11 protein-coding genes are annotated in these 12,130 nt (G+C 48.1%); 5 read left to right on the top strand and 6 right to left on the bottom strand.

The features are described 5' to 3' along the window. Positions 1–14: 14 nt before the first annotated feature. The 6 genes from K6V26_RS06305 to K6V26_RS06280 form a co-directional block, all read right to left on the bottom strand. Positions 15–953, bottom strand: coding sequence for a DUF1848 domain-containing protein (locus K6V26_RS06305; RefSeq protein WP_129699348.1), 939 nt, complete (start codon positions 951–953; stop codon positions 15–17). A gap of 66 nt (positions 954–1,019) precedes the next feature. Next, on the bottom strand, positions 1,020–4,064 hold the full coding sequence (locus K6V26_RS06300) for a GLUG motif-containing protein (RefSeq protein WP_224264861.1): 3,045 nt from the start codon (positions 4,062–4,064) through the stop codon (positions 1,020–1,022). 55 nt (positions 4,065–4,119) lie between these two features. Further along, positions 4,120–5,334, bottom strand: coding sequence for a hypothetical protein (locus tag K6V26_RS06295; RefSeq protein ID WP_224264860.1), 1,215 nt, complete (start codon positions 5,332–5,334; stop codon positions 4,120–4,122). 92 nt (positions 5,335–5,426) lie between these two features. Beyond that, the gene (locus K6V26_RS06290; RefSeq protein ID WP_224264859.1) at positions 5,427–8,702 is read right to left on the bottom strand and encodes a hypothetical protein; all 3,276 of its coding nucleotides are present in this window, start codon (positions 8,700–8,702) and stop codon (positions 5,427–5,429) included. Positions 8,703–8,933: 231 nt separating this feature from the next. Beyond that, positions 8,934–9,722: a DUF4469 domain-containing protein gene (locus tag K6V26_RS06285; RefSeq protein ID WP_224264858.1), complete on the bottom strand. Its 789-nt coding sequence runs from the start codon at positions 9,720–9,722 to the stop codon at positions 8,934–8,936. A gap of 44 nt (positions 9,723–9,766) precedes the next feature. Beyond that, positions 9,767–9,964 (bottom strand): hypothetical protein, encoded by a 198-nt coding sequence (locus tag K6V26_RS06280; protein ID WP_007653156.1) that lies wholly within the window; start codon positions 9,962–9,964, stop codon positions 9,767–9,769. Positions 9,965–10,201: 237 nt separating this feature from the next. Between K6V26_RS06280 and K6V26_RS06275 the strand changes: the two genes are divergently transcribed. The 5 genes from K6V26_RS06275 to K6V26_RS06255 are packed head-to-tail and all read left to right on the top strand — an operon-like array spanning position 10,202 to position 12,066. After that, positions 10,202–10,396, top strand: a complete 195-nt coding sequence (locus tag K6V26_RS06275; RefSeq protein WP_148499115.1) for a hypothetical protein — start codon at positions 10,202–10,204, stop codon at positions 10,394–10,396. Next, a complete protein-coding gene (locus K6V26_RS06270; RefSeq protein ID WP_046146781.1) occupies positions 10,389–10,976 on the top strand; it encodes a zeta toxin family protein in 588 nt (195 codons plus the stop codon). Before K6V26_RS06275 ends, K6V26_RS06270 begins: the two co-directional genes overlap by 8 nt. A gap of 44 nt (positions 10,977–11,020) precedes the next feature. Beyond that, positions 11,021–11,329, top strand: coding sequence for a DUF3791 domain-containing protein (locus K6V26_RS06265; RefSeq protein WP_046146780.1), 309 nt, complete (start codon positions 11,021–11,023; stop codon positions 11,327–11,329). Continuing rightward, entirely contained in the window at positions 11,323–11,835 is a 513-nt protein-coding gene (locus K6V26_RS06260; RefSeq protein WP_046146779.1) for a DUF3990 domain-containing protein, read from the top strand. The genes K6V26_RS06265 and K6V26_RS06260 overlap by 7 nt, the downstream gene beginning before the upstream one ends. A 3-nt stretch (positions 11,836–11,838) precedes the next feature. Beyond that, complete coding sequence (locus K6V26_RS06255) at positions 11,839–12,066, top strand: hypothetical protein (RefSeq protein WP_046146778.1); 228 nt, start codon at positions 11,839–11,841, stop codon at positions 12,064–12,066. Positions 12,067–12,130: the final 64 nt, after the last annotated feature.

The raw sequence follows: 12,130 nt of genomic DNA, 5'->3' as shown, positions 1-12,130 counted from the left end.
GTAAAATATAAACTCTAAAACAGCGAAAGCTGATCATCCCTCAGACTCTTCATCAGCCTGTCTTTTATCACATCCCCCGCTACAACATTACCGATCAGCATGGGAGAGTTTTTATCGTGCTTCCGATTGTTGAACCCGGCGGTATTGTAGTTACCCTTGATAGCGTAGCAATAAATGCAGCCGTTCAGACAACTTTCGTAAGTGCCTATATCGATGCTTTCGATACAGTTGCAGATATCCCGCTGGTTCTTGTCCTTCCTGGCGGAGATAGGATAGCCTATGATCTTTTCGATCAGTTTTTTATCCACACACAGGCCACTGGGTATTCCCAGATAGGTCAAGTCCACCTTCCTCGTGCAGGTATCGAACTCGATAGACGGATACTGATCCATAGTTTGTTTGAAAGAAACGGCCATTTCTTCGATCTCTTCCTGCTTCAGAGGCTGTATGTCGAATTTGCTCACTTCGCCGCGAATATGCTGATAATGGTCGATAAAGCCGAGCATACACCGTTCCGTATGATCTTGGAGGCCATATGCTATCCCGGCAAATGCTTCTTTATGAAAAGAGGTGTCGTATTTCTTATTAGTCAATAAGGGATCGTATCGCCAAACGACCTTTTCCCGGCCTATCTTATCGGAAAGCCGTTTGAATATTTCGATACGTTCCTTCACCGCCGGTAAATGATTTTCCACATCTTCGCCATAAGGATTGAGGGTAAACTGAAAATAATAGTTGTAATCCTTTATCCCCTCCAGCTTGTCGATCATCCGGTTCGGATTCTTCGTCCAGAACACAAAACAATCCACCACCGCAGGGCTCAAATCAATCCTGCTGATCATTTTGGGATTGTACGGATTGGGTACCAATACATATTTCTCTTTAATCCTATTGAAGAACCATTCCGAATAGAAAGCGGGAATATCGGTTCGTCTACTTGCGCTTATAATCATATACCTATAGGAACAAAAAACGTGCCACGTTTGTTGCTCCCATAGGTACCCGCAGGTACGACACAATCATTTAACTTTTACCGCCACCTTTCGTACCGTCGCCCCAACCTGTACGATATAGATCCCCGTCGGCAATTGCCGACGCATCAACCCCGGGGTTGAACGGAAGCTGTCGAGCAGGCGACCCTCCGGCGTAAAGATGCGGACGGGCGACGACGGCAGGCCTTCCGGCAGGCGGATGCAGAGGCAGGCGTTTTCGCTCCATATCTCCGGCGCGGGGGAGGCGGCGCGGATCGGTTCGTTGGCAACGGGAGGCGGGTTCTTCTCGATACCGTCGATGAAGATCTCCACGTCGGTGCGCACGTACTTCACCAGGTAGGCTCCGTCGGAGGTGCGGGGCTGAAGCGTTTCGCCGAGGCTGGTGGTGACCACGGGTTGCGACTCGTCGTAGTCCGCATCCAATGTGAGGTAGAAGCGGAAAGTGCTCCACGACTCCACTTCGTAATCGCCTGCCACGGGGTCGGTCACGGCGCCCTCTACAAAGGGTAAGGTGACTGTGTAGTAGACCGGTGGCGGTGGCGGCGTGGGATCCTCGTAATTGAACCGGGCACTCAGGTAGAGGTCGGCATCGGGCATCGGGATCGTGTTGCCGGAAAGAGTGTGCAGATCGTCGGCACTGCTGCCGGAAAGGTATTCCGAGAAACGGTAATTAGGGTTTTCCGTATACGAAAGCGTCAAGAGGGTGCCGGGAGCTATCTTGCTGTCGTCGAACAGGTCGGTTCCGTTTCCGTCTGTTACCTTCAGGGTTCCTCCGGTGGGAGAAACGATGTGAAGGGTATGCTTCGAAGGGAGATAGGTGGCGGCATCCGGGGGGTTACCACCCATGTTATTCAACTGTGGCAGCTTGTCGGAATTGAATGTCCAGTTCGTAGTCCAGTCACCGTTGGAGTCTTCCTTCTTCAGGTCGGTTTCAAAGCTATCCAGATAGGTGTTGGCACCATTTTTATTGGTTACCTGATTGTCGGGGGGAGTCTGGCCGTTCACCTGTATCTCGGGGGAGGCGTAATTGGTGCCGAGAGTGGCATCACTCTCCTTATGACCAACTATCCGGTTACTGAATGAGTTACCTCCTATTATCCGTCCATTGACGGCCAAACTGTTTGTGAGTGTGCCCTTGCTCCACAAATATCCGCAGATACCGCCGGCGTAACGGCTATTATCTCCTGTTCCCGTTTCAACATCTCCCGTGGCATAGGTGTGGGAGATCGTTGAATTAGAACTACCATACCCGACAATACCACCAACATAAACCATACCTTCAGGTTCTACCTTTACATTTACAGTAGCATAACAATTAGCAAGCGAACCACCAGTGTCAAGATATCCTACGATCCCACCGGCATAGCTATCGACGTTAGAATGTATCTCAATCCCCCCCTCTCCCTCTACGTAGCAGTTAAAGATATTATAAGCCCATCCGGCTATTCCACCGGCATAAACAGCACCATCTGTCGAATTTACCTGTATCCCCACATCCGCCAGACGGACACCGAGGTTGTGGAGGATTCCGCCAGACGTTTTACCAAACAAGCCGACATAAGTATCTTTCGAAGTAGTGTTTTCAACCTTCACCTTCAGCCCGCTCACGCAATGTCCACAGCCGTCGAAATTGCCGCTGAAAGAATGATCAAAGTTCCCTATCGGCGTCCAGTAATAGGCGGACAGGTCGATGTCGGCGGTGAGGGCGAAGTATTCATTTTTGTAGCTCATTCCGCTATTCACCTGCTTCGCCAAATAGGCCAGTTCGGCCCGGTTGGTTATCAGGTAGGGCTCGGAAGAGGAGCCTTTGCCACTGAATTTGGCAATCAGATAGCGGACGGCATCGAGCGAGGATTGTGGGGTGTAGCCTTCACCGGTAGGCCAGGCGGTGTAAGTATAAGAGGGGTCATCGCCTGTCTGCATCTTCAATTGCGGTAAGCGTGTGGCATCGCTTGTATTCCAACCTTCGTTCCCGGAAAATATATCACTAAAGTTACTAATATCAACACTTGGATCGCCATTCTCGCCGTCCCTGGCTCCACCGTTGACAACGCTGCCGTTTACTTGTATCTCGGGGGAGGCGTAGTTGGCGTCGAGAGTGGCGTTATCCCCCTTTCCCCCAACTATCCGGTTACTGAATGAGCTACCTCCTATTATCTGTCCATTGGCGGCCAAACTGTTTTCGAGTGTGCCCCCGTTCTCCAACCATCCGCAGATACCGCCGGCATAATCTCCTGTTCCCGCTTCAACATCTCCCGTGGCATAGGTGTGGGAGATCGTTGATCTAGAATTACCATACCCGACAATACCACCAACATGAACCGTACCATCACGTCCTACCTTTACATTTACAGTAGCATAACAATTAGCAAGCGAACCATCAGTGTCAAGATATCCTACGATCCCACCGACGACATAGCCAAAGCCCGATGAAGAATGTATCTCAATCCTCCCCTCTCCCACTACATAGCAGTTAAAGATTTTATGAGCGCACCCGGCTATTCCACCGACATAAACAACACCATCCGTCGAATTTACCTGTATCCCCGCATCCGCCAGACGGACACCGAGGTTACGGAGGATTCCGACATACGTATAACCGAACAAGCCGGCATAGGCAGCCCCACCACTAACGGTTTCGACCTTCATCACCTTCAGGCCGTTCACACAATGCCCCCGGCCGTCGAAATTACCTTTGAAAAAAGTAGTGTTCCCTATCGGCGTCCAATCATAATTCGACAGGTCGATGTCGGCGGAGAGGGCGAAGTAATAGGATATAAAGCCTCCTGCTTGATCTTTACCGGTCGGACCGATCGATTTGCCGTCACCATAATTGATAGACTGTTTGCTATTCACCTGCTGCGCAAAGTAGGCAAGCTCTTTGGCGGAAGCTATCTTGATGGCCTTGTCCCAGGATGAGCCGTCGCCACCGTTTTGGTTTGCTATCCGAGTCGCACAATGGTCTTTCCAGTTATCCTGCCCTGCCGCCATCGGGGCAAAGAGGCAGAGGAAGAACAGTACCGCCAGAAGGCGGAGAGCGGATTGCTGTTTTGTCTTTGTTATTGTTTCCATACATATTATAGTGTTAATGATTTATACTGAATAGTTTGCTGTCTTCAGGAAGCCATCAAGCAGTGAGGTATCTGATCAGCTCTTGTTTCTGAGCTTTCTCGATTGTTTCTTTCACTTCTTCAGGAGTCATCCCTATGGAAAGTTGGGTAACGGCACCTTCAATCGTGTCAAGACGCAAGTTGCCAATTTTCTTTCCGAAGTTTTCAAACCAGGCCTGCATTTCGATCAGTCCGGCCTTTATGTTTCTCCAATCATCAGCCGTATGGATTTTCTTATCCTTCTCTCTTTCTTCTCCTTCCTTTATTTTATCCGACTCTTCTTTCAAGTCTTCCGCAATGGCTTTCCAGGTATTAGAAATATAGTCCAGATCGGATGTAAGGGCAAACGTTTGTTCGGACAGTGTATTGAAATCATCTGCCATATCCTGAAGTTGCATAACATCGGCTTCATATCCTTTCAATAATTTGCATTCCTCATTAAGTGCGGCAAGCGATTGAACAAGTCCTATAACATCCAACACAATCGGCACTGCCAAAACCAAAGCGCCAACACAGACGAAAAAGCCAATAGCGATTCCTCCGCCTATTCCTCCTGTTACAAATCCGACTATAGTCATCAGGATGCCGCCTCCTATAACAACGGCTTCCCCAATCGACAGAATAAGTAGTGACTTTGACTGATCCACAATCGTTCGCTTTATGTCGGCAACCTGCTTGTTAAGCATCGATACTCTTTGAGAATCGACATTTTTATCGTTCAACGCCATTTTTGCGATCTTTTCCAGATCTTTCCCGATCGGTTCTATATTCGAGGAGAACTCATTTATTCTACCCACCAGTCTTGCAACCTCATCTATCTTTCCGTTAATAATGAAGCGCATATTATCTGCATTGCTGCAAAAATTGTTTTTCAGAATAGAATTGTTTGGAGTTTGAATAAGCCTGTCACAAACACATAACATTGCCTGAAAATTATTCACCATATCATTACTAAATGTTTGCAATTCTACAGGTACGCCTTTCAATTGGGCTAATACGGTATCTGTCCAAACCAGTGTCTTTGCCTGGGCATCGGTAAGGATATTTCCAAAGTCATTCCAATCGGCAGGGAAATAATTCAGTTTGAAATCTCCCAATTTCTTATTCATGACTGTTTTCACCCATTGGGACACGGTTATATAACTCGTCACATATTTCTCGGCCATGTCGCCGTTGTTTCCGTTCTCCCCGGCTACCAGGTGCGAGAAACGTTTAAAATATAATTCACTCATGACTTTTGTTTTTTAATTGTTTATTAATTTTACTATGCAATCTTTCCCCCCTTTTGTGTTTTCCTCCTTTCTGTTGGGTGGAAGGTGAATATTTATCTGATTATTATCTTGCGCACCGTTTCGTCTACCCTGACGATATAGATGCCCGTCGGCAATTGCCGACGGTTCAGTCCCGGGACTGAACGGAAGCTGTCAAGCAGGCGACCCTCCGGCGTAAAGATGCGGACGGGCGACGACGGCAGGCCTTCGGGCAGGCGGATGCAGAGGCAGAGGCAGGCGTTTTCGCTCCATATCTCCGGCTCGGGGGCGGCGGCGCGGATCGGTTCGTTGGCAACGGGAGGCGGGTTCTTGTCGATACCGTCGATGAAGATCTCCACATCAGTGCACACGTTTTCCACCAGGTAGGCTCCGTCGGAGCTGAGGGGCTGAAGCGTCTCGCCACGGCTGGTGGTGACCACGGGCTGCGACTCGTCGTAGTCCGCATCCAATGTGAGGTAGAAGCGGAAAGTGCTACACGATTCTATGTCGTAATCGCCTGCCATGGGGTCGGTCGTGACGCCCTCTACGAGTGGTAACGTGACCGTGTAGTAGACCGTTGGCTCGGGTTCGGGTTCGGGCGCAGGTACCGCCTTCCACTGAGCATAGAGGATTTGCGGCTTAGCGCTGGTTTCTACTTTTGTTCCGTCAGAGGGAGCGTCATACCAACCCAGGAAGGTGTAGTCCGGACGGGTGAAGATATCGGTCGGGAGTGCACCGCCTTGAAGGATATATCTTTCATCAACAACAGGGGAGACCGGATAGTTGGCATTAAAGGTGATGTAATGGTACAATTGACCATTGACAAGATTGCCTGTAAGGGTTCCTTTGTTGTAGATAGAGCCGTTGTTAGTTAGAGTGCCGCTGTTGGTGAGGGAGCCGTTATTCTCAATAGTGCCGCTGTTGGTCAGCGTCTTGCCATTTTCGATGGTAAAGGTTTGGTCGGCGGCAATAGTGACCGTTGCCCAAGCGGGGATTTCGGCGTCGCCGCCCAGGGTAAAGTTGTCACTCAGGCCAGAAGAGGTCTGCAAGATGGTGCCATCGGATTGCAGCGAACCCTGGATAAGGAGGCCGCTATCGAGGTGGGGATTACCGCTTATGCCGCTTGTTGTACCTTTGCCACCGATGGCTACCACGAAGGTATTTTCATTGATATACAAAGAGCTAGCCTGTATACCGGCAGCATCGTCTCCTCCTGTAACTGTCAGGGAGCCGGAGCCCCAAAAGCTTACCGAATTCCCGTTTAAGTTTATCCCAGGCCCACCGGTAGACGTTAGTCTATTTGCTCCATGTAAGAAAAGATTGTACGCCCATTTGATACCGTCACTTGTACGATTATACACCAAAGCTTCACCAGCCTCAATATTCAAGTCTTCAATTGTTAGTGTAATATCCGCCTTCTGCGCAATTACAATCCCGCATTCGACAGCATGATCCTTATTTCTGCCTTTGATTAAGACTTCGTCTGATCCAGTTTCGTCAATGGTAAGCTGTTCCTTCTCTTTTTCATAGTTAAAAGTAACTTCACCATAGGTACAGGTAACATCAAACCCATCACTTCCCCCTATATTAAGAGATTGGTTGACACCAAGTTTGCCCTTGAAGGTGCCGTTGTTGGTGAACGTGCCGTTATTGGTGAAGGTACCGTTGGTGGTGAGAGTGCCGTTATTCTCAATAGTGCCGTTGTTGGTCAGCGTCTTGCCATTTTCGATGGTAAAGGTTTGGTCGGCGGCAATAGTGACCGTTGCCCAAGCGGGGATTTCGGCGTCGACGCCCAGGGTAAAGCTGTTGCCTACCAGTTCGGAAGAGGTCTGCTTGATGGTGCCACCGGATTGCAGCGAACCCTGGATAAGGAGGCCGCTATTGAGGCGGGGACTGTTTATGTCGATGCCGCTTGTTGCACCTTTGCCACCGATGGCTACCACGAAGGCATTTTCATAGATACCCAAAGCGTCAGCCTGTATACCGACAGCACCGTCTCCTCCTGTAACTATCAGGGAGCCGGAGCCCCTAAAGTTTATATTATAAACCCCGCTAAAGTTTATCCCAGGCCCACCGGTAGACGTTAGTCTATTTGTTCCTTGCAGGACAAGAGAGTAGTCTATGTAACCTCCCTCATACACCAAAGCTTCACCAGCCTCAATATTCAAGTCTTCAATTGTTAGTGTAATATCCGCATCCTGCGCAATTACAATCCCGCATTCGACAGCATGATCCTTATTTCTGCCTTTGATTAAGACTTTGCCTGATCCAGTTTCGTCAATGGTAAGCTGTTTCTTCTCTTTTTCATAGTTAAAAGTAACTTCACCATCGGTACAGGTAACATCAAACCCCTCATTTCCCCCTATATTAAGAGGTTGGTTGACACCAAGTTTACCCTTGAACGTGCCGTTGGTGGTGAGGGTGCCGTTGTTGGTGAGGGTGCCGTTATTCTCAATAGTGCCGTTGTTGGTCAGCGTCTTGCCGGCGGGGATGGTTACTGTCTGGCCGGCGGGAATAGTCACGGTTGCCCATGCGGGGATTTCGGCATCGTTTGTCAATGTTATGTTGCCTTTCAGAGTGGAAGAGGTCTGCTCGATGGTGCCGTTGGATAATTGTTTTCCCTGTATGACCAGGCCATTTTTATAGTCATTTTCTCTAATAATACTCCCGGCATCTGTCCCGTTAATAGCCAGAACAAAGGCATCTTGGATTTGAGGACGGTTGGTTGCTGTACCACAATCAATAGCGACGGCACCTTCCCCACCGATAGCGGTCACTGAACCTCCTCTAAGATAAAGTTGCATACGCTCCTGAGTCGGATTGTTTACCCCGATACCGGGTGCACCTTCTCCGCCTTTGGCATGGATGATACCACCCACTATACTCAGATAGTTTCCACCTATCCCCGGCTCTCCGGGACTTCCTTCGACTGTCAAGGTTCCATCTCCTGAAATTGATAATCCATCTCCTGATAAAATCCCAGAGCTTCCGGATGCGGCTGTTGAAACAAACCGGTTCGTTCCTTCTAATTTGATGGCAGAAAAGGACGCAGTTCTTTTTATTTCCAAAGGAACTCCGTTTCTTTCGATATTCAAGTCTCTTATTGTTACCTTGAAGTAGTCCCCCAAGCTTTCTAGTACAATACCCCAATCGGTAACTTTTCCGTCTCCTGTAATGGTAACCTTATCACTACTTCGAATGGTAAGTACTTTATCACCGTAGGTAATATCCTTGTTATTCCCTTCGGCGTTAACCGTAAAAGGACAGTCTTTTTCTTGCGCAGCCACCCCGTTTACTCCGAGCAGCAGTAGAGCTATAATTATAAAGATGTAAGATATAACGTTTTTCATAAGTGATGTAATTATTGCTTGTTTATGATTGCCGGAATGGCTGTTTGCTGTAAAGAACCCGATCGGGCCGCTCCGTTCGACTGGGTCGAACGGAAGCGGTCGAAGAGTTCGAAAGGGAGCGTTCGACCGGGTCGAAAGGAACGGTTCGATCGGATCGAACGGGGCGGTTCGAACAGGTCGAAGGGGTCGGTTCGATCGGATCGAACAAGAACGGGTGTCGTCCGGCCGCGTTTATTCGATCTCCGGACGGTCGTCTTCGCCGCCGCCTCCCGTGCTGCCCACCACCAGCGGAAGGGCATACGTAAGGGTACGCGATTGCTTGAGCTGGGTGTTGTTGGTGCTGAACCAGGTTTCGAGGGTGAGCTCGTATTCACCGTCGGCCAGATCAGCGGGAGTGTTGAACATCAGGCGGCTGGGATCGTTGATACCGAACACGGTGATAGTGGCTGCCACGCTCTTGTCGGCCATATTGACCAGGGTGAGCGAGCCGAGCGAGAGACCGTCGGCTCCGACACAGCGTATCTTCGAGCCGGTGACGTCGAGCATACCGCCGGGGGTGATGGTGCCGTCGGTCTTGCCGGTGGTCACGTCTTTCACGAGTCCGAACTTGGCGCCGCCCATATCTCTTACCGTTCCCGAAAATTCGAGGGCTACGAGATCGGTCTCGGCGCGCATGGCGGCGGTGGGGTTCATGCTGATAACGGCCTTATTCTTCGCCGGGTCTACCAGGCCTGTCTTTCCGAGGAAAAGGCCGGTGATGGCGGGGCCATACTGCACGTTGTCTGTTATCACGATGTTGTTTCCACAAGCCAGTTGGCGGATTTTCGCTTCCACCAGTTTGGTGATGTTCACGATCGTGTCGATGCGGTATTCGGTGCGTTCTTCAGCGATCAATCGCGCCACGTCGGCCATGTAGAAAGTTTGGATCGGTTTCACCTTAGCGGCGAAGTCTTCCTTCACGTCTTTTGTCATCAGGTACTCTTCGAGATCGAATTTCCACACGTACTTTTTTGTTGCCATGGTAATTTGTTTTAAATATTATTACTAGCGATCATTCTGTTTGTTTATTCCTTTTCGTGTTCGTCGAGGATGCGTTGCGCTTCTTTCATCTCGTAATAGAGCCGGCACGCCAGCACGATCAGCACGACCGTCAGCAGGCTCAGCACCGCCACACCTACCCAAAAATACCCTGAATCGTAATAACCGACGAACCAGTCGGGCACGGCGGTATTCCTCTCATCGATGTGTTGCATTCCTATCATGTGCTTTATTTTTATGCCGCAAGGTGAAGAAAAAGGGGGAGAATGTTGTAACATTTTGCAAAATGCGACAAAATAGTGGGGATTTGAAGGAAGAAAAACAAATTTTCAGAGTGAAGACTCCACTATGAGTAAATAATTAGGAATAAACGTATCAAACTTTACGGATGGATTTATATCTTTGTGTAAACGTTAATTATACAAACTATGGCATCGACATCACAAAAACAGCCGGTTGATATGAAATACAGCTTAACCGATATAACAACAGAGCCGTCTGATGAACAGTTATCCCAACTTATGAAAGAAGTTGCAGAAGAAGCAAAACAGAAATCGGAAAAAGCCAAATCGGCTTTCTTCCAGAACATGTATGAATATATCCGCGAGCAGAAAGAGAAATATTCTACCATTAATATCAAGTTGGATAATGCATAAGCCTGTGTTGATAATAATAGCAGGGCCTAACGGTTCTGGTAAGACTTCCATTACATCCCGAATTATTAAACATGACTGGATGGAGGACAGCATTTACATTAATCCCGATAATATTGCTCAGGATAAGTTTGGTGACTGGAATTCTGTTGAAGCCGTGATGAAAGCTGCTAAATATTCGGAGGAACTGAGAGAGCAGTGTTTGAAAGAACGGAAAAGTCTTATTTTTGAAACGGTGTTGTCTGTTTATGATAAAGTAGATTTTATACAGCGTGCAAAGGAGGCCGGTTTCTTTATTCGTTTATTCTTTGTATGTACAAACTCTCCCTCAATAAACGCTTCCCGTATTGCAGATAGAATTATGGCAGGAGGGCATGACGTGCCTATTACCAAAATTATATCCAGGTATCAGAAGTCTATTTCTAATTGTAGTATCGCATCTAAATTTGTAGATCGCACCTATGTTTATGATAACTCAATTGATTATAGTGAAGCCCAGCTGCTATTCAGATTGGCAGAAGGGAAATTAGTAAAACAATATGCCGATCTGATTCCAGATTGGGCAAGACCGATTCTACCGTAAATCATTGTAACCTGTATGTGCAAAAAATAAAGAAAGGAAATCTAATGGAACGATTACTGGAACTGACTGACATAGAAATACGCATGGGATTCGCTGCATCGTGTGTGGAGACGGCGGCAAAACAGGTAGGCTGTACATACAAGGAGATGTATAGACGGATGAAACGCGTAGGCTTGATAGACAAGTATATCCTCCGGCACTACGATACAATCCATACCGAAAGCCGGGAAAATATCACCGCAAACATTCTTGAAAGCCTGGACAACTGGGAAGCCAGCCAAGGTATCACCGCCCCCAAAGGGACTAATCTTTATCTGTTGAAGCAACAGGAGAAAGGAGATGGCAAATGCTGAAAGTTTATCATGGTGCAACTTGTGCAGTCCCCGAACCTCTTTGTAATGCAGGACGTCCGAATCTGGATTTCGGTCAGGGTTTTTACGTAACCGATTTACGGGAACAAGCTGTCGGCTGGGCACAACGTCAAAGCGCAGGACGTAATGTAAAACCGTTACTGAATGTCTATGAGTTGGATATAGAACGCGTTCGTGCAACCTATCGGTGCCTTCATTTTGATGCTTATGACGAAGCATGGCTCAACTTTATAGCTAATAGCCGTAAAGGCCTGGAACCTTGGAAAGGATATGATTTCGTTGAAGGAGGAGTTGCCAACGACAGAGTTGTCGATACGGTAAATCTCTACCTGTTAGGCCTGATGACGGCCGATGTGGCTCTTGAACGCCTGGCACAGCATTTGCCGAATAATCAGATGTGTTTGTTGAGTCAACCGCTGGTAAACGATTGTTTGCGCTATATCGCTACCGAATTATTGACAACCACTGATATTCAGAAAGGAGAGTAAATCATGAGTGACAATAATATCATAAAAGACATTATCCTATGGCAACGTATCGGTTGCATAACCGTCCGTCTTTCGGAGCGGCTGAATGTTTCTCCGGAAAAGGCTTTCGACATCTTTTACGAAAGCGATACCTGCCAGCGTTTCCATGATCCCGATACCGGACTTTATCTGTACGGCGACCTCTATATCGTAGATGAAGTGATGCGCGAATTGCAGGATAAGCAAAGGTAATTGACCTTCTTCCTCCTAAAAGGTGCCGAATTCGACACCTTTAAAGACAGGGTTATTCAATAAC

This window comes from Parabacteroides goldsteinii (assembly GCF_020091425.1).
In the GTDB taxonomy this organism is placed as follows: Bacteria; Bacteroidota; Bacteroidia; order Bacteroidales; family Tannerellaceae; genus Parabacteroides; species Parabacteroides goldsteinii.
The sequence above is the reverse complement of the archived record's forward strand: the minus strand, read 5'-3'. Positions and strand labels throughout refer to the sequence as shown.

Coding starts and splice junctions, on each gene's coding strand:
- K6V26_RS06290 (WP_224264859.1), bottom strand. CDS start 8,702: ATGAAAAACGTTATATCTTACATCTTTATAATTATAGCTCTACTGCTG.
- K6V26_RS06280 (WP_007653156.1), bottom strand. CDS start 9,964: ATGATAGGAATGCAACACATCGATGAGAGGAATACCGCCGTGCCCGAC.
- K6V26_RS06305 (WP_129699348.1), bottom strand. CDS start 953: ATGATTATAAGCGCAAGTAGACGAACCGATATTCCCGCTTTCTATTCG.
- K6V26_RS06300 (WP_224264861.1), bottom strand. CDS start 4,064: ATGGAAACAATAACAAAGACAAAACAGCAATCCGCTCTCCGCCTTCTG.
- K6V26_RS06275 (WP_148499115.1), top strand. CDS start 10,202: ATGAAATACAGCTTAACCGATATAACAACAGAGCCGTCTGATGAACAG.
- K6V26_RS06295 (WP_224264860.1), bottom strand. CDS start 5,334: ATGAGTGAATTATATTTTAAACGTTTCTCGCACCTGGTAGCCGGGGAG.
- K6V26_RS06255 (WP_046146778.1), top strand. CDS start 11,839: ATGAGTGACAATAATATCATAAAAGACATTATCCTATGGCAACGTATC.
- K6V26_RS06285 (WP_224264858.1), bottom strand. CDS start 9,722: ATGGCAACAAAAAAGTACGTGTGGAAATTCGATCTCGAAGAGTACCTG.
- K6V26_RS06265 (WP_046146780.1), top strand. CDS start 11,021: ATGGAACGATTACTGGAACTGACTGACATAGAAATACGCATGGGATTC.
- K6V26_RS06270 (WP_046146781.1), top strand. CDS start 10,389: ATGCATAAGCCTGTGTTGATAATAATAGCAGGGCCTAACGGTTCTGGT.
- K6V26_RS06260 (WP_046146779.1), top strand. CDS start 11,323: ATGCTGAAAGTTTATCATGGTGCAACTTGTGCAGTCCCCGAACCTCTT.